Genomic DNA, 22,638 nt, shown 5'->3' on the forward strand with positions numbered 1-22,638 from the left:
CATGCTTCTTACCCCCAATGCCATGAGTCGACGCCTGCGCGTGGGCCTGTACCTCACCACGGGGTCGATCGGCCTGTTCCTGCTGTTGCCGATCGTCTTCATCGTGCTGCTGTCGTTCGGCTCATCCCAGTGGCTGGTATTTCCGCCACCGGGCTGGACCACCAAGTGGTACCTGCAGTTCTTCGCCAACCCCGAGTGGATGGCGGCGGCCTGGTCGAGCTTGAAAGTCGCTGCACTGACCACCGTGTTCGCGGTACTGCTGGGCCTGCCGACGGCCTTCGCGCTGGTGCGCGGCAAGTTTCCGGGCCGCGAGTTGCTGTATGCCTTGTTCACCCTGCCGATGATCGTGCCGGTGGTGATCATCGCGGTGGCCGTGTATGCGCTGTTCCTCAAGCTGGGCTACACCGGCACGGTGTTCTCGTTCGTGGTCAGCCACGTGATCGTCGCCCTGCCCTTCACCATCATTTCGATCATCAACTCGCTGAAGCTGTTCGACCAGTCCATCGAGGACGCTGCGGTGATCTGTGGTGCGTCCCGCCTGCAGGCAATCTTCAAGGTCACGTTCCCGGCCATTCGTCCGGGCATGGTCGCCGGCGGCCTGTTCGCGTTCCTGGTTTCCTGGGATGAAGTGGTCCTCAGCGTGATGATGGCCAGCCCCACCCTGCAGACCCTTCCCGTGAAAATGTGGACCACCCTGCGCCAGGACCTGACGCCGGTGATCGCCGTCGCCTCGACGCTGCTGATCGCCCTGTCGGTGCTGGTCATGGTGGCTGCCGAAATCATTCGTCGCCGTAACCCCGTCAACGCCTAGGAGCTGGACATGAGTGCTGTGATCAAACAACAGGCCGTGCAGGCCGGCGACACCCTGGTCAGCCTCCGCGGCCTGAACCGTCATTACGGCGACTTCGCTGCGGTCGACAATATCGACCTGGACATCAAGAACGGCGAGTTCCTGACCTTCCTCGGTTCCAGTGGCTCGGGCAAGAGCACCACCCTGTCGATGCTGGCAGGCTTCGAGACACCCAGTTCCGGCGAGATCCTGGTCAGCGGCCAGTCGCTGGTCAACGTGCCGCCGCACAAGCGCGGTATCGGCATGGTGTTCCAGCGTTATTCGCTGTTTCCGCACCTGTCGGTGCGCGACAACATTGCCTTCCCCCTGGACATCCGCAAGCTGGGCCGCGCCGAGCGTGATCGCAAGGTCGACGCAATGCTCAAGCTGGTGCAGCTCGAGGCCTTCGCACACCGTCGCCCTTCGCAGCTGTCCGGTGGCCAGCAGCAGCGCGTTGCCATCGCTCGCGCCCTGGTCTACGAGCCGCGCATTCTGCTCATGGACGAGCCGTTGGGCGCACTGGACAAGAAGCTGCGCGAAGACCTGCAGGATGAGCTGCGCCAGCTGCACCGGCGCCTGGGCATCACCATCGTCTACGTGACCCACGACCAGGAAGAGGCCATGCGCCTGTCGCAGCGTATCGCGATTTTCAGCCACGGCAAGATTGTCGGGCTGGGCAGCGGCTACGACCTTTATCAGAACCCGCCCAATGCCTTCGTGGCCTCGTTTCTGGGCAACTCCAACTTCCTCAAGCTGACCACCACCAGCAACGGTTCCGGCAGCTTCGAAGGCGCCAGCCTGGGCATGCGCCTGACACCCGGCGCCAATACGGGCCAGCAGGTACTGCTGATGGTACGTCCCGAGAAAGCCCAGGCATTGAGCGCCGCGCAGGCTGCAGAGCAACCGCTGCTGCCGGGCTGGAACCAGATCGCCGCCACGGTCACCGAGACGCTGTTTCTCGGCGAGAGCCAGACCTGCAGCGTCGTGACCCAGGGTGGCACGCCGATGACGGTCAAGGCCTTGTCTGCAGCCGGCATGCCCTTGCAGGCCGGTGAGCAGGTCCAGGTGCGCTGGGCAGCGGCGGATGCCTGCGTGTACACCCAGTGGGAAGACGCTGACCTCAACAAGGCGGCTGGCGCGCACTGAGCCTGCAACGCGCCTTCTACCCCGCAACGCAAAAGGCCCCGAGTGATCGGGGCCTTTTTGCAGGTGCTGTTTCTGTCGGTTCGAACTACTTGGCGTATCCGGCGCGTACCCGCTCTGCGCGCTGTTGCTTGCGCGTGGCCAGGCAGTAGAACAGTGGGCAGGTCACCACGATGCCGACCAGCCAGGAGAGGTCGGCACCTTCGACCAGGTGGGCGTAGGGGCCGACATACAAGGCGGTGTTGGCGAACGGCAGCTGCACGGCAATGCCACAGGCGTAGGCGATGATCGCGTGCCAGTTGAAGCGCCCGTACTGCCCGCCGTCGGCGGCGAAGATCGACTCGATGTCGTAGTTGCCGTATTTGATCAGGTAGAAGTCGATCAGGTTGATGGACGCCCAGGGCACCAACACCAGCAGCAGTGCCAGGATCAAGCCGATGAAGTCCTGGATGAAGTCACCCGAGGCGCCCACCGCCACCAGACAGCAGCCACTCAACACCAGCGCCGACAGCACGATGCGTACTTTCACGCTGGGCGTCCAGTGGGCCACGAACGTCTGCACAGCGGTGACGATGGCCAGGACCGCGCCGTACAGGTTCAGGGCGTTGTGGCTGATGATGTTGAGCAGGAACAGCAGCATCAGCAGCGGGCCCAGCGCCCCGGTGGCCTGCGCCACAGCAGTCATCGCTTCGGTGCCCGGCGGCGTTGCGAGCACCACCACCGCGCCGAAACTGAACGACAGGATGGTCCCCAGGGTGGCACCGGCATAGGTGGCCCAGAACGGTTTGGCGATGCCGATATCGGTCGGCAGATAGCGCGAGTAATCCGATACGTAGGGCGAAAAGCTGACCTGCCAGATCACTCCCAACGACACCGTGGCGATGAACCCCGCCAGGGTGAAGCCACCACGGGTAAGGAAGTCGACCGGCAACGGCTGGCTGAACACATAGGCGAATCCGGCGAGCAGTGCGCCGCCCATCACCCAGGTACCGATCTTGTTCAAGGTATGGATGAACCGGTAGCCCAGCACACCAATGGCGGTGGCGGCCAAGGCGCCGATCACGCTGCCTACGGGCAGGGAGATCGGCTCGACCATCGAGTGGATCGACTTGCCGGCCAGCACGATGTTGGAGATGAAGAAGCCGACATAGATCAATGCGGCGAAAAACACGATCAGCAGCGCGCCGAAGCGGCCGAACTGTCCGCGGCTCTGGACCATCTGCGGAATGCCCAGCCGCGGCCCCTGGGCCGAGGACAAGGCGATGACCAGCCCACCCAGGCAGTGCCCGAGCACGATGGCCAGCAACCCCCAGGCGAGGTTGAGGTTGAACACCTGTACCACCATGGCGCCGGTCACGATCGGCAGGGGCGCAATGTTGGTGCTGAACCACAGTGTGAACAGGTCCCGAGCCCGCCCATGGCGCTCGGTGGAAGGGACCTGCTCGACGGTGTAGCTCTCGATCAATGGGTCTTGCGATGTACGCTCGGACATAGTCTTTCACTCGAGTCTGTTGTTGTTCTTGTAGGAATCCGGATCGATGCAACGACCCGCTTCTGATAGACAGACCATATTACGGTATACCAAGAAAAGGCAAGTGGATCGCTCAGTCCCGCCACCCCAAGCCGTTGCCAGTTGTGTATCTGGCGACTGAAATTCAGGGTTGCACAAACATTTCTTTGGTATACCATCAGACCAACAAATATTCGAATAAACGAGAGGTGCCTTTGATGATCGATGCCGAAATCTACAAACAAGTCATGGGCTCGTTTCCCTCTGGCGTGACCGTGATCACCACGCTGGACGACGAAGGCCAACTGGTCGGCATGACCGCCAGTGCCTTCAGCTCGCTGTCGATCGATCCGGCCCTCGTGCTGTTCTGCCCCAACTACAAAGCCGACTCCTACCCCCACTTGATTCGCAGCAAGCGCTTCGCCATCCATCTGCTTTCCAGCGACCAGCAGGCCGAAGCCTACGCCTTCGCCAGCAAAGGCAAGAACAAGGCCGACGGGATCGAGTGGAGCATGAGCGCTCTGGGTAATCCGGTACTCAAGAATGCCATTGCGGTCATCGAGTGCGAACTGTGGCGCGAGTACGAGGGTGGTGACCACGCAATCATGGTTGGCGCGGTGAAGAATCTGCTGGTACCCAGCGCCCCGCAAAGCCCGCTGGTCTACTGCCGCGGCAAAATGGGCGCCCTTCCCGCTTTCGCCTGACACTCCCATACCCAGGCTGCGGCAAGCCCCCGGCCGGGACGAATCACCGCCAACAGATCCGAGGTAGGCAAGATGAAATTTTCGCTGTTCGTGCACATGGAGCGCTGGGACGACAAGACCAGCCACCGGCAACTGTTCGAAGACCTGACCGAACTGACCCTGATGGCCGAAAAAGGCGGGTTCAGCACGGTATGGATCGGCGAGCACCACGCCATGGAGTACACCATCTCCCCGAGCCCCATGCCGCTGCTGGCGTATCTGGCCGGCAAGACCACCACCATCCATCTGGGCGCCGGTACCATCATCGCGCCGTTCTGGCACCCGCTGCGTGTTGCAGGCGAATGCGCACTGCTGGATGTGATCAGCAACGGGCGCATGGAAGTCGGCCTGGCTCGCGGCGCCTACCAGGTCGAATTCGACCGCATGGCCGGTGGCATGCCGGCCAGCAGTGGCGGCAACGCCCTGCGCGAAATGGTGCCGGTGGTGCGTAAACTGTGGGAAGGCGACTACGCCCATGATGGCGAGATCTGGAAGTTTCCCACCTCCACCAGCGTGCCGAAGCCAGTCAAGACGCCGCCGATGTGGATCGCCGCGCGCGACCCCGACTCGCACAACTTCGCCGTTGCCAACGGCTGCAACGTCATGGTCACGCCGTTGATGAAAGGCGACGAGGAAGTGGTCGATCTCAAGAACAAGTTCGAAGCGGCGTTGGCGAACAACCCTGACGTACCTCGCCCGCAACTGATGGTGCTGCGTCACACCCACGTTCACGCCAGTGACGACCCCGACGGCTGGAAGGTCGGCGCCACGGCGATCTCGCGCTTCTACCGCACCTTCGACGCCTGGTTCGGCAACAAGACCACCCCGGTCAACGGCTTCCTGGAACCCAGCCCGGAATCCAAGTTCGCCGAGCGCCCCGAGTTCGAACTGGAGAACATCCGCAAGAACACCATGATCGGCACGCCCGAACAAATCATCGCGCGCATCAAGTACTACCAGGAACTGGGCGTCGACGAGTTCAGCTTCTGGTGCGACAACAGCCTGCCCCATGCAGAAAAGAAGAAGTCGTTGGAGCTGTTCATCAATGAGGTGGTGCCAGCGTTTCGATAAGCTTGAAGCGTCAGTGAAAGAACCGGGCACTTGCCCGGTTTTTTCATGAATGACTGAAGCGAGAGGCCGCCTGCATTTCTTCGACAAGGGCCTGAACGAGCCTTTGCGCAGGCAGCTCCCTGGCCAGCGGTGCGCCCTGACCCGCCCACTGGGCTGCAAAATCGTGGCATCCCTTGGCGCTGGCCGCTGCATGCAGGGCTTTGGCAACATCGTAGGCCAACGGGTACTCGGCTGGCATGGGGACGCTGTCGGTTCCGGACTCCAGGTACAGACGATTCGGAATCCCGCGGGCCGGTCGGCCCGATACATAGCTGGTAACCCGTGTTTGACTCGCCTTCGCGCTTTTCAGCGCCTGCCGGTGCTCTGGGGTTGCACACGACTCCGGACACAAAATGAAAGCCGTTCCCAGCTGACAAGCACTTGCGCCGAGCATCAGCGCTGCATTTATCCCGGCACCATCCATGATCCCGCCGGCGGCAATGACCGGCAGATCCACGGTTTCAACGATGATGCGCAACAGCGCGAACAGGCCCATCTGCTGGTCTTGTCCGAACCCATCATCGAACACCCCCCGATGCCCGCCGGCTTCGTACCCTTGGGCAATGATGGCCTGAACGCCTGCGCGCTCCAGCTGCTGTGCTTCGGCCAACGTCGTTGCGCAACCGATGACGCAGATACCCGCCGACTTGAGCTCATCGATCCACTGCACAGGCGGCGCGCCGAAATGAAAGCTGACGACCGACGGTTTTTCTTCGACGAGCATCTCGAGCATGGCTCGATCATCGACGAAGCTTTTGTAGATTTCTTTCAAGACCGGCGGAGGTGCAGCGTCGAACTCGGGAAAGAAACTTGAAAGATACTGCAACCACGCATCGTTTCTGGCGTGGTCGAACGCAGCCGGGCGATGGCAGAACATGTTGACGTTGAAGGGCCTCTGGGTGAGCGCCCTGGTCTGCCGGATCAACTCACGCCCCTGCTCTGGCGTACTGGCCCCCAGACCGATGGAGCCCAATGCCCCAGCGTTGGAAACAGCCGCTGCCAATTGCGGCGTCGAGACACCTACCATGGGCGCTTGAACGATCGGATGCGTGATCCCCCATTCGGACAGCATGTCGGGTTTCGGCATTTCTCATCCCTCCTCTCGATTGGTCGTGCCGGTTAGCGATCCGACCTGACCAGTGCTAGACCAACGCCTCTGCAGGTCCGAAAAACTCATAATGCGCCTGGCCGTCCGGTACGCCCATTTCATGCAGGCTTCGCTTAATGAACGCCATGAACGACTTGGGGCCGAGAAAATAGGCTTCCACGTTGCGGTCAGCGGGCAACCATTGCTGCAGCTGCTCTATCGAAGGCATGCCGACGGCATCAGGTTGTGCTGCTGAATCGGCACTGGCCTCGTTGTAAACGATGTAGGCCCTGAACTGCGGGAAACGTTGCTGCCATTCACGAAGCTGGTCTCTGAACGCTTGAGCCTGGGCATTTTTTGCATAGTGGATGAATACCACAGGACGATCACCTGCCTGCAGCGCAATTTCACCCATAGCGATCGTCGGCGTGATACCCACCCCGCCACTGATCAGCACCAATGGCTTGGTACCTTCTGCAAGCGTGAAGTTGCCGGAAGGTGGAAAGAGCTCGAGCACTGATCCAGCGATAATCTGGTCGTGCAGATAATTGGAAGCCACACCACTGGGCTCGCGCTTGACACTGATGCGCAGTCCCACCCCCGAGGATGGCGCCGACAGCGAGTAACTGCGCCGGCACTCGTTCCCATCGATGTTCAGGCGCAGGCTGATGTACTGGCCCGGTTCATGCGCAATGACGGGTTCGCCATCGACCGGTTCCAGGTAGAACGAGGTGATCTCGCTGCTTTCAGGCACCTTGCCGGCGACCCGGAACATGCGCCCGCCGCGCCACCCACCGGGTGCGGCGGCGACGTTTTCGTACACCTGTTCTTCAGCACTGATCAAAATGTCGGCCAACTGCTGATAGGCTGCCGCCCATGCTGCTATCACTTCATCAGTGGCGATTTCTTCACCCAGCACTTCACGAATCGCGCGCAACAGGCAAGCACCCACGATCGGGTAGTGCTCGGGAAGGATCTGCAGTGCGACGTGCTTGTTGACGATCTGGCTTGCCAGCGGTCCCAGGTTTTCCAGACGATCGATGTTGCGGGCGTACATCAGCACACCGTTCGCGAGCGCCCGAGGTTGCGAGCCGTTTGCCTGATGCGCCTGATTGAACAAAGGCCTGACCTCTGGATGGCCATCCAGCATGATGTTATAGAAATGCGTAGCCAGTGCCTCACCCCCCGTTTCCAGCAGGGGGATGGTCGCTTTGATGATGTCGCGCTGAGCTTGAGTGAGCATGTGAACTCCGGATGCAGATGGGTGCTATCTTCATAGCAACCGCTATGCCATACAGAAAATCCAATAAAATCAGTCCTTCATCTATTCTTAAGAGTCTTTTAGACTCGGTTAAAAAGACCCAAATATGAAAGGCAAGGTCATTCCGACTCAGTCATCACGGGCTCTCCAGGCGCTTCTGCCACTGCTGAGCGATCTCACTGCGGAGATCAGCGCAGAACACCGTTACCAGCGTGTGCTCGATGCGCTTCGCGAATTGGTACCCACCGATGCCGTTGCCATCCTGCGCCTCGAAGATCACGTTCTGATACCTGAAGCCGCCCATGGGCTGGCGGTGGATGCCATGGCGCGACGGTACCCGGTGGACAGCCATCCGCGCTTGAAAGCGATCGTCGAGGCACCGGGAGCGATATTGTTTGCGCCCGACTGTCCTTATCCGGACCCCTACGACGGCCTGATCGGCGCCAGCGCGTTGCCTGTGCACGACTGCATGGGCTGCGCCCTGCGCATCAACGAGAGAATCTGGGGTGTTCTGACCCTAGACGCGCTGAAGGTGGGTCAATTTTCCGAGGACGATCTGCAGACGGTGGAAACCTTCGCGCGCCTGGCTGCCGCTACGGTAGTGGCCGCCGGGCATTTCGACGAGCTGATGCGCACCTTGGACGGCGAACGCAAGCGGGCCGATGCCTACCGATTGGCCCACCAAGGCGGACCGCAACGGATGATCGGTACCAGCGAGGCATTCAAACAGTTGCTGGGAGAAATCGACCTGGTGGCGCCCAGCGAGCTGACGGTACTCATTACCGGTGAAACGGGCGTTGGCAAAGAACTGGTGGCGCGTCGGCTCCACAGCCACTCTCACCGTGCCGACAAGCCGATGATCAGCGTCAACTGCGCCGCCTTGCCGGAACACCTTGTCGAAAGCGAACTGTTCGGTCACGTCAAAGGCGCGTTCTCAGGCGCCGTCGAAAACCGCCTCGGCAAATTCGAGATGGCCAGTGGGGGCACGCTCTTCCTCGATGAAATCGGCGAGCTGCCGCTGTCGGTGCAGGCCAAGCTGCTGCGGGTGCTGCAAGGCGGTGATGTGCAGCGCGTGGGCTCCGACCGTTCACACGTGGTGGATATTCGTTTGCTGGCAGCGAGCAACCGCGACTTGGCCGAAGAAGTTCGGACAGGGCGATTTCGCGCCGACCTCTATCATCGCCTGACGGTGTATCCGCTGCGCGTGCCGCCGCTGCGAGAGCGCAAGGAGGACATCCTTCTTCTGGCAGGCGCGTTCGCCGAGGAAAACCGGTACCGCATGGCACTGCCTCCGGTGCGGTTCGCTACCCACGCCAAAAGTGCGCTTGGGCAATACACGTGGCCGGGCAATGTTCGCGAACTGGAGCATCAGATCGCCAGAGCTGTGTTGAAGGCGAAAAAGCGGGTTTCAGGTTCAGCCCGTAAAGACATGCTCGTTCTGATAGCAGACGACTTCGACCTTCCGACCACCGCCAGAGTCCTGGAAACCGAGCTCACGCGTTCAAGCGATTCCGTTCGGTCGATGCCCCTCGACTACAAGGCCGCCGTTGATGACTACAAGAAAGAGCTCCTGGAAAGCGCATTGATGCAGCACCGCGGCAATATCACCGCTGCGGCCAAGAGCCTTGGTCTGGATCGCGCCAATCTGGCAAGGCTTGCGGCACGGCTTGGTGTCAGCGTTCAGCGCCTGTAGGAACGAAGCGCCGGGTGCCGCGTCTTTTGCAGCGCCTAGCTACCGGCACGATGGAACGCTCACCCCCTGACCGTCCACAACTGCTCGAGCTGCGTGGTATAGCTCTGGCTCATCATCTCCCGACGCATGCTCCAGTCGGGGTTGCTCGGCACCGCAGCCGGGCGCAGCGTGCCCCTGCCCCAGCGACCGTTGACCTGGTCGAGCACCTGCATCAGCCGCTCGGCGGCGGCCGGTTGCGCGCTGGCGAACAGGTCGTCGGTGAACTCGCCGCGCTGGCACAGGCCCAGCAAGAGTATTTCCGCTTTGCTGTAGGTGAAGCCGCTGCGAAAGATGAATTCCAGGCCCTGCACCGCTGCCTTGGTCAACAGGCGTACATCGTCGGTGGGGTATGGCAGCTGCACCACCACGCCGTTGGCGTACTTGGCTTCCAGCGGGTTGAGCATGCCGGTGCGCACGCTCACGCGCAGCTGCCGACACAACGAATGCTGTGCCCGCAGTTTTTCCGAAGCGCGCATCACGTAGCTGGCCACCGCCTCGCGGATCGGCGCGATCTCGGTCAGGCGCTTGCCGAACATCCGGCTGCAGCAGATTTCCTGCTTGGGCGGATCGGGGTCTTCGAGCGCCAGGCAGGGCGTGCCGCCCAGTTCACGGGCGGTCTTTTCGATCACCACGCTGAACCGGCTGCGCAACAGCGCAGGATCGGCGCAGCTCAGGTCCCAGGCGGTGGCGATGTTCATGCCCTGCAGGTGCGCGCTCATCTTGCGCCCGATGCCCCACACATCGCTCACCGGGGTGACCTTCAACAGGCGATCGCGACGACCGGCCTCGCGCAGGTCGAGCACGCCGCCCAGCTGTTTATGCCATTTCTTCGCAGCGTGGTTGGCCAGCTTGGCCAGGGTCTTGGTGCCGGCGATACCCACGCCTACCGGGATGCCAGTGCGCCGGTAGACCTGTTCACGAATGTCGCGGCCCAGGGCGTCCAGGTCCTGGTGCATGCCGGTGAGGTCGGCGAACGCTTCGTCGATGCTGTACACCTCCAGGGCCGGCACCATGGACTCGATGATGCACATCACCCGTTCGCTGATGTCGCCGTACAGCGCATAGTTGGAGGAAAACGCCACGATGCCATGCTGGCGCAGCAGGTCCTTGATCTGGAAATACGGCGAGGCCATTTTCACCAGCGCCTTGGCTTCGGCAGACCGGGCGATCACGCAGCCATCGTTGTTGGACAGGACCACGATCGGCGTCTTCGCCAGGTCCGGGCGAAACACCCGCTCGCAGCTGGCGTAGAAGCTGTTGCAGTCGATCAGGGCGAAGACCGGCTCATTCCTTTTCATGGGCGCGTACGCTGAAGGTCACCACGCCCCAGATCAGCAGCTCGTCGCCTTCCATGATGTAGCGCGGCGGGTAATCGCGATTGGCCGACTTGAGGATCACCTCGCGCCCCCGCTTGTGCAGGCGCTTGCACACCGGTTCGCTGTTCACTGCGGCGATGACAACATGGCCATGCTCGGCCTCGATCGAGCGATCCACGATCACCAGGTCGCCGCAGAAGATCCCGGCGCCCTGCATGCTGTCGCCCTGGATGCGCACCAGGTAGATGTGCGGTGCGCGGATTTCCAGCAGCTCGTCCAGCGAAATGCGCTGTTCCATGTGGTCGGCCGCAGGCGAGGGAAAACCGGCCGGGACCTTGAACGAATACAGCGGATGCGCAGTGCTGCCCTGGGCGAGCGGGCCAAGAATGGTGATCATGGGATTGCCTGGTATTGATACTGTACGAATATACAGTTAACTTTGTAAGAACCTCGAGGTCAACCAAAGACCGCGACAATCTGACGGAGAACACCATGTGTGGTCGCTACTCGATGTACGAAGCGATGGAGGTCTATCTGCGCGAGTTGGCCCCGCGTCAGCAGGTCATCAGCTATGTCGACCCACAGCCGCAGGCACGCTACAACATTGCGCCGACGCAGCGCGCCATGGTGCTGCAGGGTACTGAGCAAGGCTTGCTGATCGATTCGGTGAAATGGGGCTGGGCGCCGTTCTGGGCTCAGGGCAAGCGCCCTGCCCCGATCAACGCCCGGGTCGAAACCGTAGCCACCGGCAAGTTCTTCAAGCAACTGTGGCCCAATGGGCGTGTGTTGGTGCCGGCCAACGGTTGGTACGAGTGGGTCAAGGATGCCGACGACCCGAAAAAGAAGCAGCCGTGGTTCATTCATCTTGCGGACGAGACACCGATGTTCTTCGCCGCCCTGGCGCAGGTCACGCCTGGGCTTGAGCCCGGTGAAGGCGATGGCTTCGTTATCATCACCGATGCCAGCAACGAAGGCATGGTCGATATCCACGACCGCCGCCCCGTGGTGCTGGCACCGGAGCAGGCGCGGGAATGGCTGGAAGCCGACGTGAGTGCCGAGCGTAGTCTGGAGATCGCCCAGTATGAAGGCCGGCCGGTGGCCGATTTCCGATGGCATACGGTGAGCAAGGCCGTCGGCAATGTGCGCAACCAGGGTGCGGAGCTGATTGCGCGCATTGATGAGGCGTCCTGATGCCGTGCTCGCCGCCTGCTGAACTCAGCCGCTGACGTTGACCGACGAGCCGGGTTCGAGCTGTTCCGTGCCCAGCGCGTGGATCAAGGTGATTGCTCGGGTCGACACCGCACGCAAGTGCACGGTGATCACTTCATCGATACGCGTCACATCCACCCACTGCCCATGAAACTGCACTGCCAGGCTGACGTCGCCCAGACCAGGCGGTGGCGCCGGGAACACCCGCAGCCCTTCCACGGCCGGACACACACCCAGGTAATGTCGCTGCATGACGTCCAGGGCACCGGACATGGCTGCCAGGTGGACCCCTTCGCGCACGCCGCTGTCGGGCTTGGCGTCCAGATCGGTGCGCAGGCAGTGCTGGTAGTACATCCACGAGGCATCACTGTCGGTATGAGCCAGCGCACCGGCGCAGACGGTTTTCGACAGGCTGGATTCGTGGAAGACGTGGCCCAGGTGATAGTCCATGGTGCGCCGTGCGATGTCGTCGTCGAACGGGTAGCGCAAGCGAGCGAACAGGGCGTGCAACTGCTCATTGGACAATAGGTAGAACAGCATGAGGGTGTCGGCCTGCTTGCTGACCTGATAGTGGTCGCAATGATCACCGCGGGCTTCGAGCATCCAGTCCAGGCGTGGGTTGTCCTCGCTTTTCCACTCATCCGGGGCGGGCTGCAATCGTTCGAAGCCCTCGAATTGGTCGAGCACACCGTCGGCGGTGAATGGCAAGAACATGTTGCGGCTGACATGTTCCCAGTGCGATGCCTCGTCGGGACGCAGTGCCAGGCGTTCGACGAGGTCTTCGCGCAGCGCCGTCGGCAATCGCTGCAGCACGTCCAGTGCACGGCACAGCGTCCACACCGCCATCAGGTTGGTGTAGGCGTTGTTGTCCAGCCCCGGTTGCTCGGCATGGGGATAGGCGTTGTGGTATTCGTCGGGGCCGATCACGCCTTCGATGACGTAGCGCTGCCGGGATTCATCGAAGCGCGCCACGCTGGCCCAGTAGCGCGCGACCTCGATGATCAGGTCGCCGATCTTTCCGGCCAGTTGCTGTTCGTCACCGGTGGCCAGGTACAGCGTCCAGGCGTCGTAGGCCACGGCCGAGCCGATGTGACGCTGCAGGTGCGTTGGGTCGGGCACCCAATGGCCGGAAAGGGGGTAGTACTGGAACGGCGGGGTCTGTTCCTCGCCATCGTGGGCGCTGCGCCACGGAAACATTGCGCCGGAACAGCCCAGCCGAGCGGCTCGGCGCCGCGCTGCCGGCAGACGCGCATGGCGGTAGTCGAGCAACGAGCTGGCCAACTGCGGACGGTGGGTGGCGAACAACGGAAAGGCGAACAGCTCGTCCCAGAACACCTGGCCGAAGTAGCCCTCCTGCCAGCCGCGCGCCGGAAAACCCAGGTCATGGCTCATGCTCAGTGGAGAAACCGTCTGTTGGATATGCCAGCCGGCGAACTGCAGGGGGTGGTCGACAGCCGGATCGGCAACGCGCATGCGCCCGTATTCCCACGTGTCCTGCCAGGCCTGCTCATGGGCCGCCAGCAACTGGCCATGGCTGGCGTCGGGCAGTGCCGCCATGCTGCTCGACAGTCCGTGAAACTCGTCGTCGACTTGAACGATGACCCGCTTTTCCAGTACCAGCGGGCCGTGCTCGGGCCACTCGACATCAGCTTCCTGCACCAGACGGTCGTCCGCCACTTGCCCCTGCCACTGGCACGGGGCGCAGGTCTGCACGGCCACGGCGACCTTGCGCGACGAGTCATCGAGGGTCGCCACGACCCCTGCCCGACCATCTACCAGGTGTTCCCAGCGATGGCTGTGCAAACGGCGCCCTTCGTAGTCACGGTCGCGTTCGATCAGATAATTGCCGCGGCTGTTGTCCAGCGTCGTACGCACGCGCAGGCCGGTCAGCGGTTTCTGGGCATGCAGCTCCCAGCGCAGCACCGCTAGTTGTGCATTGGCGAGGCTGACGAAACGGGTCTCGACGAGTTCGACCGGAACATCGTCCAGCAGCAACGACAGCCGACGGGTCAGAACACCGCGCTGCATGTCGACATGCTGGTGATAGGACTGCAGGGTGTCCGGCCCAAGCTCTAACCACGGCTGGTGATTGAGCGACAGCGTCAAGCCGAAGGGGTCTGGCAGGTTGACCAACGCCGCGGTATGGGTGGTGGTGCCGTTGACCTGGCGTGCGGCATCGTCGTACCAGCCCGCCCGGTACAGGCCGGGGTAATGCCCTTCGGGCCGTGGCACGGCGCAGGCCTCGGGCGAACAGGCGCGCCATGAGATCACGCCGTTGGCCAGGGTGAACAGCGCTTCGCGGCGCTGTTCGTCGTCGAGGTCGAAATGGTCGAAGGCCAGGGAATGGGTCGGGCGATCCTTCATGGGCGTTGCCCACGAGCGTGCAACGGGGCGAGAGCGGTAACCGGCGTAAGCGTCATGCAAGGATTCCTCGAGTGTGCAGGCGTCGATAGTCCTCAATGCAGACCCATGCACAGGCTCTAGGTTCGGCCTCTTGGGGGGTGCGCAGTGGTTACATCATGTAACGCCGATGGAACTCCAGGGTGGCCTGATTCTTGTGCTTGGCCTCGAACATGATGTCGAAGCGCTCGAGAAACTGCAGCGCGTAGAGGTTGGTCCAGTGGTTCCACATAAGCTCGCTGTGGCCATACAGGTCGCGCTTGGACACTGCCTGCAGCAGCGCTTGCATCTCCAGCTTCTGCTCGGCGCTGAAGCCCAGTTCCTGCAGGCGCTCCTGGGGCTGCGAGTAATGCATCACCGGGCGCACGCCGCGCCAGCTGTCGATGATGCGGTCCACGCGGGGATCGTTCGGGTCGATGTAGTCGTTCTCGTTGATCCAGCAGTGGTGGATGTCCAGCACCACAGGGGCCAGATCGGCGAGCTGCAGGCAGTCGTCGACGCCGTAGGTCTTCTCTTCGTTCTCGAAGGTGATGCAGTGGCGCGCCACGCTGGACAAGCGCGGCCAGATCGCGCGGATGCCTTCGGCGCCGAGGCGACCGGCGATGTGCACGTTGCACTTGAAGTCCTGGAACTGCACACCGTAGCCCATCATGCGGATCATGTCGGCGTGGTACTCGAACTCCGCCAGGCTGTTTTCCACCACCGGTGGCTTGTCCGAGCCCAGCACGCAGAACTGGCCGGGATGGAAAGACAGGCGGATGCCTGAATCGCGTGCCAACTGGCCCATGGCCGCGAAGCGTTCGGCCAGCCACGCCTGGCGCTCGGGCTGCTGGTAGAACGCCGCCACCTGCGGGTGGCTGTAGAACGGCAGCAGGTCGCTGCTCAGGCGCAGCATGCGCATGGCTTCGGGCAGTTGCGCCACATAGTCGAGCAGTTGCAGTTGCGCCTGCAGGTTGTGGCGGACGACCTCTTGCAGCTTTTCGTGAGCCACCTGCGTGGCAACGCTGTTCATCCAGCGCAAGGTGGTGGTCCGAGGGTTGTAGGCGCCCTCGATGAGCTTCAGTTCGGCGAGGGTCAGGGCGCGGATCGCGTGTCGGTATTGGCAGGCGAAGCCGATGCGCGGAATGGTCATTTGGATAGGAGCCTGGCATTCAATGGATAGCCGATAGACAACGACGCGCGCCGTTCCTTCCCCGCAACCGTGCACGCGACTGCACAAATTGACAGACGCCCTGCGCCACTCTTAATCTGTAGCCAACACATTGTAAATTGGTATTACCAATTAAGCTTGCTCCCGGTAGATCTCCAACAACAATCAGGGAATCCGACCCATGCCAACGAACAGTCCTGCCTGCGCCGTTCTTCACGTCCGGGAGATGGCGCGCCCATGATCATTTCTGCCTCTACCGATTACCGTGCCGCGGCGCAACGCCGCCTGCCGCCGTTTCTGTTCCACTACATCGACGGTGGCGCCTACGCCGAGCACACCTTGCGACGCAATGTCAGTGACCTGGCGGACATCGCCCTGCGTCAGCGGGTGCTGCGCAACATGTCCGAGCTGAGCCTGGAAACCCAGCTGTTCGGCGAGACGCTGGCCATGCCGGTGGCGCTCGCTCCAATCGGCCTGTGCGGCATGTTTGCCCGTCGTGGCGAGGTGCAGGCAGCCAAGGCGGCGGATGCCAAGGGCATTCCGTTCACCCTGTCGACGGTATCGGTCTGCCCCATCGAAGAGGTCGCACCGGCCATTACCCGGCCGATGTGGTTTCAGCTGTACGTGCTCAAGGACCGCGGCTTCATGAAGAACGCCCTGGAGCGCGCCCGCGCCGCCGGGGTGAAGACGCTGATCTTCACCGTGGACATGCCAGTGCCCGGCGCTCGCTACCGCGATGCGCACTCGGGCATGAGCGGCGCCAACGGGCCGATGCGGCGCATGTGGCAGGCCGTCACGCACCCGGCGTGGGCCTGGGACGTTGGCCTGCACGGTCGTCCGCATGATCTGGGCAATATTTCCACCTACCGCGGCAATCCCACCGGGCTTGCCGACTACATCGGTTGGCTGGGGAGCAACTTCGATCCGTCGATTTCCTGGAAGGATCTGGAGTGGATTCGTGAGTTCTGGGACGGGCCGATGATCATCAAGGGCATTCTGGATCCCGAGGACGCCCGCGACGCCGTGAGCTTCGGTGCCGACGGTATCGTAGTGTCCAACCATGGCGGGCGTCAGCTCGACGGCGTGTTGTCCAGCGCACGGGCCTTGCCGGCGATTGCCGATGCGGTGAAGGGCGATCTGGCAATCCTGGCCGATTCGGGGATTCGCAGCGGGCTGGACGTGGTACGGATGATCGCGCTGGGGGCCGACACGGTGCTGCTGGGTCGGGCATTCATCTACGCCCTGGCGGTGGCCGGAGGCGCGGGTGTGAGCAATCTGCTGGGGTTGATCGAGAAGGAGATGCGGGTGGCCATGGTGCTGACCGGGGCCAAGTCGATCAGCGAGATCGGTTCGGATTCGCTGGTGCGTTGAGCGGTAGGCATCACGGCAGCAAGTGGACCAGTTGCGGGTGCACCGCGTCGGGCTGTATGTCGAGCACCACCAGCGTGACGGGCAGCTTGAAGCGGCGACGGCCGGCACTGCCGGGGTTGATGTACAGGCACTCGCCGCGCCACTGGATCAGCGGTTTGTGCGAATGACCGGTGATGACCAGGCGTGTATCTTCGCGCAGCGCCGCGGGTACATCGGCGATGTCGTGTACCAACAAGGTGGGCCAGCCTTCTAGCTCGAAATGCAGTACCTCGGCGAGCGAGTCGGCCCAGGCCATGCCGACGTCGTTGTTGCCCGACACCACTTGCACCGGGGCAATCGCGGAGAGTTGCTGGACGATGTCGCCCTTGCCGATGTCGCCGGCATGAACGATGCGCTCGCAGCCCTGCAGTGCCGCCACCGCTTCGGGCCGCAACAGGCCGTGCGTGTCGGAAATGATGCCTACTTTCACTGTCGATATCCTAGGTGAGCTGTGCGGATCTGGACTGTGATCTACCTGGGCAGGTTCCCCCAAGATCATCCATCGACCGCAAAACCTACCGCAATCCTGCCACTACTGAGCGGTGAACCCTTCGCGGCCGGTGACCGCTCCTACGGGGGACCCAATACCTCTGTAGGAGCGGCCAGTGGTCGCGAACAGACGCTGCGGTGGGTCAGGTATCCTGCGTTCAGCCCTTCGCGGCCGCTGACCGCTCCTACGGGGGATCCGACACTTCCGTAGGAGCGGTCAGTGACCGCGAACAGGCGCTGCGGTGTGTCAGGTACAGGGCGATAACGCTACTTGGCTGTGATCACCGCCAATTTAGTGATGCCCGCCTTTTCGATGGAGGCCATGGCCCGCGCCACTTCGCCGTAGTTGACGCCGTCATCGGCCTGCAGCTGCACCCGCACATCAGGATCCTTCTGCCGGGCGTTCTGCAGGTTGACCTGAAGCAGGTCCGGCTGGATTTCATCCTTGTTGATGAACAGCTTCCCCTGCCCGTCGATGCTGACCACCAGCGGATCCTTCTGCTCGGCAGGCGCCACCGCTTCGGTCTTGGGCAGGTTGATCGGGATCGAATTGGTCAGCAACGGTGCGGTGACGATGAACACCACCAACAGCACCAGCATCACATCCACCAGCGGCGTCACGTTGATCTCGCTGAGCACTTCGTCCGTGTCCTGAGTCGAAAAGGCCATGTCAGGATGCCTCCTTCACTTTGTGGCCGGAAGCCGCAGTACCACTGCGAGCCAACGCCGGATGTTGCAGTACGCGGAAGGAATGCTTCTGCGCCAGGCTGTAGAAGTCATGGGCGAAGTCATCGAGGTCTGCCGCGGTCAGCTTCAGGCGCCGCAGGAAATAGTTGTAGACCAGCACCGCCGGCACCGCGACGGCAATCCCCACGCCGGTCGCCACCAAGGCTGCGCCGATGGGACCTGCCACGGTTTCCAGACTGGCCGAACCGGCTGCGCTGATGCCCTTGAGCGCCGACATGATCCCCCACACCGTGCCGAACAAGCCGATGAAAGGCGAGGTGCTGCCGATGCTGGCCAGTACCGCAAGGCCAGTCTCCAGCGAGCGCCGCTCACGCACGATTTGCTGACGCAGGGCACGCTCCAGCCGATCCTGATGATTGATGGCCTGGCTCAGATCGGTGTGCGCCTGCTCGTTGACCTGAATGGCGGCATAGCCCGACTGCGCGACACGGGCCGCTGCACCGGGTTGTTCCTGCGCCAGGTGGGCGGCCGAATCGAGGCTGGAAGCGGCCCAGAACTGCTTGTGAAACTTGCGATCCTGGCCCTTGAGCCGGGCGAACTGCAGCCCTTTGAGCAAGGCCAGGCCCCAGGTGGCAACGGAGAACAGGATGAGCAGCCAGATGACCGAGTGCTCGACGGAAGTGAATGGCGATTCTGTCAGAAGATTCATGGTGAGGCTCTCTGTGGCAAGGCAATAAGTAATGCGACGCGCCTTTGGTCAGGTAGCCCGCTTGGTGCAAGAAACGTTGTTCAGCGCAGTTTGAAATCGATTGGCACACTGACCCAGCCGTCGACTGGGTCGGAGCCTCGTTTGGCCGGGACGAAGCTCCAGCGTTTCACCGCTGCCAGCGCAGCGTCGTCCAACTGGGTGCGACCACTGCTGGTCTGTACCTGAACCTCGCTGGGCTTGCCGCTGGCCAGCACGTGAACGCGCAATAGCACGGTCCCTTCCCAGTTGCGACGCATGGCCAGGGCCGGATACTCGGGCGCCGGATTGTGCAGGTAGCCGGCATTGGCCGAGGCCGGTGTCACCGGTTGCGGCGCAGGGGGTGCAGGCGGCGTGGGCGGCGTCGGTGCGGCCACGGGTTGCGGCGGCGCAGGCGGTTGCACGACCGGTTTGGGCACAGGCTTTGGCACCGGTTTCTTGACCACGGGCTGGGGTTTGGGCTTGGGCGGCGGCGGTGGTGCTGGCTTGGCCGCCAGTTCATCCTCGACAGGCGGTGGCGGCTCGACAACCGGTGCGACCGGTTCGGGCGGTGGCGGTGGCGTCTCCACCACCGGCGGTGGCGCTGGCTGCGAAAACTCGATCGTCATGGGTGGGATTTCCGGCGGCACTGTAGGCAGCGCCGGTGTCGGGGTCTGACTGATCCAATAGATCACCGCCCCATGCAGCACCAGCGCGAACACCCCCAGCAGCACGCCCTCGCGACGACCAAGGATACGCTTCGGCGCACGTTGCAGACGCAGCTCGCCCAAGGGCTCGCGGAACACCCGGCCCAGGTCGAGCACATCGCCGGGTACCGGATGCCACCGCACCTCCAGGGCGGCCTTGAGGTTATTCATCAGTTACTCCTGTTGACGGGTGATCGTGAAGAGACAAGTCCAATCGGCCTCTTCGGCGGGCGAATGATGTTCAAACTCGACGGGTTCGAAAAGTAATTGTTTGTTATCCCAAACTGCCTATCTGGCATAAGGGAAAGTTTGTGATTTAGCGCGTGCAATTCACTGTTGACTGCAGAACAGCTGAACAACTTAGCTGTTGCGCAGGCAACAACGGGTTGATTCGAGAAATATTCATTTCTCCAGCAGAATTAACCAGTTGCGCTCTACCGACAACGACCTTGCAAGCCGAGCAGGTGCATCGACGGACCGTCACGTTTTTTACGTCACGACATAAGCTAATGCTCATAAGGTATTTAACGATCGTTTTTTATATCCTTTAGTATCCCCTTCAGTGTCGCAGTGGCTGCCCAGGCAGCGCAGATGTGGCTTTAGATCGACTCATTCTTTTTACTCTGCACTTTGAAGGCGTCGCCATGCAGCTTTTGACACTCCCCCCATCGCCTGCCCTCGCCACCTCCATTCGCGCCACTGCCCAGGTGTTCGAAGACCCGAAGTCCAAGGCTTTGCTGGCGCATCTGGAGCAAGTTGCGCCCAGCGAGGCGAGCGTGCTGATCATCGGTGAAACCGGCACCGGCAAAGAGCTGGTCGCGCGCCATATCCACAACCTCAGTGGGCGGCGTAACAAGCCGTTCGTGGCCGTCAACTGCGGAGCGTTTTCCGAGTCGCTGGTGGAAGCCGAGCTGTTCGGTCACGAAAAAGGCGCGTTCACCGGCGCGCTGACAGCCAAAGCCGGATGGTTCGAGGAGGCCAACGGTGGGACGCTGTTTCTCGATGAAATCGGCGACCTGCCGATGCCCATCCAGGTCAAATTGCTGCGCGTACTGCAAGAGCGCGAAGTGGTACGCCTGGGTTCGCGCAAGAGCATCCCCATTGATGTTCGGGTATTAGCGGCGACCAATGTGCTGCTGGAAAAAGCCATCAATGCCGGCAACTTTCGCGAGGATCTTTATTACCGGCTGGACGTGGTCAGCCTGGAGCTGGTGCCACTGCGCGAACGGCCCGGCGATATCATCGCGTTGACCCGGCACTTCCTCGATGTGTACTGCAAGCGTCTGGGCTACAAACAGGCGACGCTGTCACCCGAGGCTGAGCACAAGCTGCTGCACTACAGCTGGCCAGGCAATATTCGCGAACTCGAGAACGTCATTCACCACACCTTGCTGATCTGCCGCAACGGCGTGATCGAGCGCGACGACCTGCGCCTGTCGAACATGCGCATCGAACGCGCCGATGACAGCCCGGCAGTGGACGATTCGGTGGAGGCTTCACTGGATCGGCTGTTCCAGCGGCTGTTCGACGAGCAGGTCGGTGACCTGCACGAGAAAGTCGAGGAGGCCCTGCTGCGCTCTGCCTATCGCTTCAGCCATTGCAACCAGGTGCACACCGCCAACCTGCTGGGCCTGAGCCGCAACGTGACCCGCACCAGGCTGATCAAGATGGGCGAACTGGCGGTGAACAAAAGGCGTGCTGTTTCCGATCAGCCCGATGCTCGGGTGTTCAGGCTGTCAATCTGAACCAGCCACTCGCGGCCGCTGACCGTTCCTGCATACAGAGAAAACCGTAGGAGCGGTCATCGGCCGCGAAAAGGACGTTGCGGTGTAGCAGGCACTGCGCGGTGAAGCCTTCGCGGCCGCTGACCGCTCCTACGGTGGATGTCGGGTCGACTGTCTTTCAGAACAATCCCGAGGTTGGCGGTGGCGTGCCCTTGAGCTGCCAGGTGCCCACCGCTGCGGCCTTCCAGTCGCGGGGGTTGTGGTTGGCCACTGTGCGGGCATTGCGCCAATGCCGGTCCAGGTTGTGACCACGCCCGGTGGTGGAGGCACCGCCCACATCGAATATCCGTTCCGCCGCCTTGAGCGCGCACTCGGCCGCGATGTATTGCGCCTGCGCGACCTCGATCGCCGCCTCATCCACCGCCGCCGGGTCGAGCCCGGCCCCCCAGGCGCGATCGATCGCTTCGGCAGCCTTGAGCACCAACGCCTCGGCGGTATAGGCGCGCGCTGAAATCTCGCCCACGCTCAACGCAACATACGGATCATCCACCGATTGAGCGGCACTGCTGTGCTTGATCGGACGCGCATGATTGCGCGCAAACGCCACTGCATCGTTCAGCGCATTGCGCGCGATCCCGGCCTGCACCGAGGCCAGGAACAACTGCAGGAACGGCGTCACCAGCGTACGCTTGCCCTCTTCCACCGTGCGTGCGCGTACTTCATGGGCATACACCTGCACGTTGTCCAGGCGCGTCGTGCCACTGGCGGTCAAGCGTTGGCCCATGGCATCGAAGTCATCCAGCAGCACCAACCCTTCGCGGTCACGGGGCAGCATGAATGACACTGGCTGGTCGTGCTCGTCCAACGCCACCGCGCTGATCCAGTCGGCGTACAGCGACCCGGTGCTGTAGAACTTGCTGCCGTTGGCGCGGTAGTGGTCGCCTTCGCGCACGATGCGCGCACTGATCGCGCCGTTGACACCGCCTACTTCCCATCCGGCATTGCCCAGCACTGCCCCTTGCAGGTAACGGGCGAACCAGAGCTGACGTTCCTGCTCGGCGCCTTCGGCTCGGGACACCAGCAGCCCTTCGATGAAAGCGAAACCTGGCCGCAGCGCTTGAGCCACATTGGAATCTGCCGAAGCGATGCGCACCAGCAGGCCGATGACGTCCTTGACCGAGCCGCCAGGGCCGCCGTAACGAGCGGGAATACGCAGGGTATAGAGCAACGCCTGGGCAATCTGCGCGACGGCCTCGTAAGGCAGTTGACGATCACGTTCGCGCGCCGCGGCGCCGGCAGCGATGTCCGGCAGCAGTTGCTCCGCGCGTGCCAGCAACTGTGCCACGCTCAGCGGCGCTTCGGGTGCAGTGGAAGGGGTGACTTTCGCAGCTTGAGTCATGAACGGTT

At 62.3% G+C, this 22,638-nt stretch carries 20 protein-coding genes; 8 read left to right on the top strand and 12 right to left on the bottom strand.

From position 1 onward, the window contains the following. Nucleotide 1: 1 nt before the first annotated feature. Together IFT76_RS18620 and IFT76_RS18625 are read left to right on the top strand one after the other, a co-directional pair. Entirely contained in the window at nucleotides 2-811 is an 810-nt protein-coding gene (locus IFT76_RS18620) for an ABC transporter permease (RefSeq protein ID WP_122477679.1), read from the top strand. A 9-nt stretch (nucleotides 812-820) separates the two neighbouring features. Beyond that, on the top strand, nucleotides 821-1,975 hold the full coding sequence (locus IFT76_RS18625; RefSeq protein WP_192055362.1) for an ABC transporter ATP-binding protein: 1,155 nt from the start codon (nucleotides 821-823) through the stop codon (nucleotides 1,973-1,975). A gap of 85 nt (nucleotides 1,976-2,060) precedes the next feature. Here IFT76_RS18625 and IFT76_RS18630 read toward each other — a convergent pair whose 3' ends face one another. Further along, nucleotides 2,061-3,464: a purine-cytosine permease family protein gene (locus tag IFT76_RS18630; protein WP_192059734.1), complete on the bottom strand. Its 1,404-nt coding sequence runs from the start codon at nucleotides 3,462-3,464 to the stop codon at nucleotides 2,061-2,063. Between the two features lie 236 nt (nucleotides 3,465-3,700). Between IFT76_RS18630 and IFT76_RS18635 the strand changes: the two genes are divergently transcribed. Both IFT76_RS18635 and IFT76_RS18640 read left to right on the top strand, forming a co-directional pair. After that, the gene (locus IFT76_RS18635; protein WP_122477673.1) at nucleotides 3,701-4,186 is read left to right on the top strand and encodes a flavin reductase family protein; all 486 of its coding nucleotides are present in this window, start codon (nucleotides 3,701-3,703) and stop codon (nucleotides 4,184-4,186) included. A gap of 72 nt (nucleotides 4,187-4,258) precedes the next feature. Then, the gene (locus IFT76_RS18640) at nucleotides 4,259-5,296 is read left to right on the top strand and encodes an LLM class flavin-dependent oxidoreductase (protein WP_192055363.1); all 1,038 of its coding nucleotides are present in this window, start codon (nucleotides 4,259-4,261) and stop codon (nucleotides 5,294-5,296) included. Nucleotides 5,297-5,339: 43 nt separating this feature from the next. Here IFT76_RS18640 and IFT76_RS18645 read toward each other — a convergent pair whose 3' ends face one another. Continuing rightward, complete coding sequence (locus IFT76_RS18645) at nucleotides 5,340-6,422, bottom strand: NAD(P)H-dependent flavin oxidoreductase (RefSeq protein ID WP_192059736.1); 1,083 nt, start codon at nucleotides 6,420-6,422, stop codon at nucleotides 5,340-5,342. Between the two features lie 55 nt (nucleotides 6,423-6,477). Beyond that, nucleotides 6,478-7,665, bottom strand: coding sequence for an NO-inducible flavohemoprotein (gene hmpA, locus IFT76_RS18650; RefSeq protein WP_192059738.1), 1,188 nt, complete (start codon nucleotides 7,663-7,665; stop codon nucleotides 6,478-6,480). A 124-nt stretch (nucleotides 7,666-7,789) separates the two neighbouring features. Here hmpA and norR point away from each other — a divergent pair, with 124 nt between their 5' ends. Next, nucleotides 7,790-9,376, top strand: a complete 1,587-nt coding sequence (gene norR / locus IFT76_RS18655; RefSeq protein WP_192059739.1) for a nitric oxide reductase transcriptional regulator NorR — start codon at nucleotides 7,790-7,792, stop codon at nucleotides 9,374-9,376. Nucleotides 9,377-9,435: 59 nt separating this feature from the next. On the opposite strand, the gene umuC is transcribed toward norR, so the two are convergent. After that, on the bottom strand, nucleotides 9,436-10,713 hold the full coding sequence (gene umuC, locus IFT76_RS18660) for a translesion error-prone DNA polymerase V subunit UmuC (protein WP_192059741.1): 1,278 nt from the start codon (nucleotides 10,711-10,713) through the stop codon (nucleotides 9,436-9,438). Beyond that, the gene (locus IFT76_RS18665; protein WP_122477662.1) at nucleotides 10,700-11,128 is read right to left on the bottom strand and encodes a LexA family protein; all 429 of its coding nucleotides are present in this window, start codon (nucleotides 11,126-11,128) and stop codon (nucleotides 10,700-10,702) included. Before IFT76_RS18665 ends, umuC begins: the two co-directional genes overlap by 14 nt. A 95-nt stretch (nucleotides 11,129-11,223) precedes the next feature. Here IFT76_RS18665 and IFT76_RS18670 point away from each other — a divergent pair, with 95 nt between their 5' ends. Continuing rightward, nucleotides 11,224-11,922: an SOS response-associated peptidase gene (locus IFT76_RS18670; RefSeq protein ID WP_192059743.1), complete on the top strand. Its 699-nt coding sequence runs from the start codon at nucleotides 11,224-11,226 to the stop codon at nucleotides 11,920-11,922. A gap of 24 nt (nucleotides 11,923-11,946) precedes the next feature. On the opposite strand, the gene IFT76_RS18675 is transcribed toward IFT76_RS18670, so the two are convergent. Together IFT76_RS18675 and uvsE are read right to left on the bottom strand one after the other, a co-directional pair. Further along, the gene (locus IFT76_RS18675) at nucleotides 11,947-14,304 is read right to left on the bottom strand and encodes a glycoside hydrolase family 65 protein (RefSeq protein ID WP_192059745.1); all 2,358 of its coding nucleotides are present in this window, start codon (nucleotides 14,302-14,304) and stop codon (nucleotides 11,947-11,949) included. Between the two features lie 148 nt (nucleotides 14,305-14,452). Then, nucleotides 14,453-15,472, bottom strand: coding sequence for a UV DNA damage repair endonuclease UvsE (uvsE, locus tag IFT76_RS18680; protein WP_192059747.1), 1,020 nt, complete (start codon nucleotides 15,470-15,472; stop codon nucleotides 14,453-14,455). 255 nt (nucleotides 15,473-15,727) lie between these two features. On the opposite strand from uvsE, the gene lldD reads away from it, so the two are divergent. Further along, nucleotides 15,728-16,861 (top strand): FMN-dependent L-lactate dehydrogenase LldD, encoded by a 1,134-nt coding sequence (gene lldD, locus IFT76_RS18685; protein WP_122477655.1) that lies wholly within the window; start codon nucleotides 15,728-15,730, stop codon nucleotides 16,859-16,861. Between the two features lie 10 nt (nucleotides 16,862-16,871). On the opposite strand, the gene IFT76_RS18690 is transcribed toward lldD, so the two are convergent. The 4 genes from IFT76_RS18690 to IFT76_RS18705 form a co-directional block, all read right to left on the bottom strand. Further along, the gene (locus IFT76_RS18690; RefSeq protein WP_192059749.1) at nucleotides 16,872-17,330 is read right to left on the bottom strand and encodes a YfcE family phosphodiesterase; all 459 of its coding nucleotides are present in this window, start codon (nucleotides 17,328-17,330) and stop codon (nucleotides 16,872-16,874) included. Nucleotides 17,331-17,656: 326 nt separating this feature from the next. Further along, nucleotides 17,657-18,058, bottom strand: a complete 402-nt coding sequence (locus tag IFT76_RS18695) for an ExbD/TolR family protein (protein ID WP_122477651.1) — start codon at nucleotides 18,056-18,058, stop codon at nucleotides 17,657-17,659. 1 nt (nucleotide 18,059) lies between these two features. Further along, the gene (locus IFT76_RS18700; RefSeq protein WP_192055378.1) at nucleotides 18,060-18,785 is read right to left on the bottom strand and encodes a MotA/TolQ/ExbB proton channel family protein; all 726 of its coding nucleotides are present in this window, start codon (nucleotides 18,783-18,785) and stop codon (nucleotides 18,060-18,062) included. Nucleotides 18,786-18,865: 80 nt separating this feature from the next. Beyond that, nucleotides 18,866-19,678 (bottom strand): energy transducer TonB, encoded by an 813-nt coding sequence (locus IFT76_RS18705; protein ID WP_192059750.1) that lies wholly within the window; start codon nucleotides 19,676-19,678, stop codon nucleotides 18,866-18,868. A 473-nt stretch (nucleotides 19,679-20,151) separates the two neighbouring features. Here IFT76_RS18705 and IFT76_RS18710 point away from each other — a divergent pair, with 473 nt between their 5' ends. Next, the gene (locus IFT76_RS18710) at nucleotides 20,152-21,252 is read left to right on the top strand and encodes a sigma-54 interaction domain-containing protein (protein ID WP_192059752.1); all 1,101 of its coding nucleotides are present in this window, start codon (nucleotides 20,152-20,154) and stop codon (nucleotides 21,250-21,252) included. A gap of 157 nt (nucleotides 21,253-21,409) precedes the next feature. On the opposite strand, the gene IFT76_RS18715 is transcribed toward IFT76_RS18710, so the two are convergent. Then, nucleotides 21,410-22,630, bottom strand: a complete 1,221-nt coding sequence (locus IFT76_RS18715; RefSeq protein ID WP_192059754.1) for an acyl-CoA dehydrogenase family protein — start codon at nucleotides 22,628-22,630, stop codon at nucleotides 21,410-21,412. Nucleotides 22,631-22,638: the final 8 nt, after the last annotated feature.

This window comes from Pseudomonas sp. CFBP 13727 (genome assembly GCF_014841915.1).
Lineage (GTDB): Bacteria > Pseudomonadota > Gammaproteobacteria > Pseudomonadales > Pseudomonadaceae > Aquipseudomonas > Aquipseudomonas baltica.

Bases quoted from the DNA above. Each gene is read 5' to 3' on its own strand.
- norR (WP_192059739.1), top strand. From the start codon at position 7,790: ATGAAAGGCAAGGTCATTCCGACTCAGTCATCACGGGCTCTCCAGGCG.
- uvsE (WP_192059747.1), bottom strand. From the start codon at position 15,472: ATGACCATTCCGCGCATCGGCTTCGCCTGCCAATACCGACACGCGATC.
- IFT76_RS18715 (WP_192059754.1), bottom strand. From the start codon at position 22,630: ATGACTCAAGCTGCGAAAGTCACCCCTTCCACTGCACCCGAAGCGCCG.
- umuC (WP_192059741.1), bottom strand. From the start codon at position 10,713: ATGAAAAGGAATGAGCCGGTCTTCGCCCTGATCGACTGCAACAGCTTC.
- IFT76_RS18635 (WP_122477673.1), top strand. From the start codon at position 3,701: ATGATCGATGCCGAAATCTACAAACAAGTCATGGGCTCGTTTCCCTCT.
- IFT76_RS18700 (WP_192055378.1), bottom strand. From the start codon at position 18,785: ATGAATCTTCTGACAGAATCGCCATTCACTTCCGTCGAGCACTCGGTC.
- IFT76_RS18645 (WP_192059736.1), bottom strand. From the start codon at position 6,422: ATGCCGAAACCCGACATGCTGTCCGAATGGGGGATCACGCATCCGATC.
- IFT76_RS18625 (WP_192055362.1), top strand. From the start codon at position 821: ATGAGTGCTGTGATCAAACAACAGGCCGTGCAGGCCGGCGACACCCTG.
- hmpA (WP_192059738.1), bottom strand. From the start codon at position 7,665: ATGCTCACTCAAGCTCAGCGCGACATCATCAAAGCGACCATCCCCCTG.
- IFT76_RS18670 (WP_192059743.1), top strand. From the start codon at position 11,224: ATGTGTGGTCGCTACTCGATGTACGAAGCGATGGAGGTCTATCTGCGC.
- lldD (WP_122477655.1), top strand. From the start codon at position 15,728: ATGATCATTTCTGCCTCTACCGATTACCGTGCCGCGGCGCAACGCCGC.
- IFT76_RS18710 (WP_192059752.1), top strand. From the start codon at position 20,152: ATGCAGCTTTTGACACTCCCCCCATCGCCTGCCCTCGCCACCTCCATT.
- IFT76_RS18640 (WP_192055363.1), top strand. From the start codon at position 4,259: ATGAAATTTTCGCTGTTCGTGCACATGGAGCGCTGGGACGACAAGACC.
- IFT76_RS18675 (WP_192059745.1), bottom strand. From the start codon at position 14,304: ATGAAGGATCGCCCGACCCATTCCCTGGCCTTCGACCATTTCGACCTC.
- IFT76_RS18630 (WP_192059734.1), bottom strand. From the start codon at position 3,464: ATGTCCGAGCGTACATCGCAAGACCCATTGATCGAGAGCTACACCGTC.
- IFT76_RS18695 (WP_122477651.1), bottom strand. From the start codon at position 18,058: ATGGCCTTTTCGACTCAGGACACGGACGAAGTGCTCAGCGAGATCAAC.
- IFT76_RS18620 (WP_122477679.1), top strand. From the start codon at position 2: ATGCTTCTTACCCCCAATGCCATGAGTCGACGCCTGCGCGTGGGCCTG.
- IFT76_RS18665 (WP_122477662.1), bottom strand. From the start codon at position 11,128: ATGATCACCATTCTTGGCCCGCTCGCCCAGGGCAGCACTGCGCATCCG.
- IFT76_RS18705 (WP_192059750.1), bottom strand. From the start codon at position 19,678: ATGAATAACCTCAAGGCCGCCCTGGAGGTGCGGTGGCATCCGGTACCC.